This window comes from Carboxylicivirga litoralis, assembly GCF_025499605.1.
GTDB lineage: Bacteria > Bacteroidota > Bacteroidia > Bacteroidales > Marinilabiliaceae > Carboxylicivirga > Carboxylicivirga litoralis.
On sequence record NZ_JAFMVC010000116.1, the window covers coordinates 1 to 674 of the forward strand.

At 37.1% G+C, this 674-nt stretch carries 1 protein-coding gene; it reads left to right on the top strand.

Annotated features, from left to right (window positions below):
* Positions 1 to 674, top strand: a 674-nt coding sequence (locus J1N10_RS20995; RefSeq protein WP_262328684.1) for a hypothetical protein, incomplete at both ends; no start/stop codon positions are given.

Genomic DNA, 674 nt, shown 5'->3' on the forward strand with positions numbered 1-674 from the left:
AATTACAAGGAAGCCACCAAAAATATTGACTTCAAAAAGTTGCCGGAAGCAGCACAGGAAGCACATAAAGAGTTCGATTCATTTGCCGATTTCTATAATGAGGATAAGGACATAAAGGAAATGCTTGATAACCATTTCAAAATCGTTGAACCATATCTTAACAAAAACACAAAGCGTTTTCCTGAACTCGAAGACAGACATCCGTTAAATATCCTGGATAAAGAATCGGGTCAGTATAAAGCAGCTTTAAAGGAGTATCGTGAAAGTAAAAAAAAGAAAACCACTATTAAAAAAGTTGCAACAAAGCCTAAAACAACAAAAAGGAAAACTGCAACTCCTAAACGTACCCAAAGTAAGACTTCAAAAAAAGCACAACGAAAACCCATTGAGGTTGATTTAATGCCGTTGGAGATTAAGGTAATCAGGCGTTATCTGAACTTTCATAATAAGAAAGTAACCGAACGTCAGGTATCGCTTTTGTACAAGGTGATTCAAAAGGCAGCTACCGAAAAGACCATCCGCAAAACAAGTAAGTACGCCTCTGAAATAAAAAGTATCAGCAATGACCTTATCAAGACTTACAAGGATATGAATGGTACTTGCAAGTTTGAAGTTCCGGATTCATTGTACACGAAGCTGAAAAAGATAGTGGATGACTATGGTGTTACTCCGGC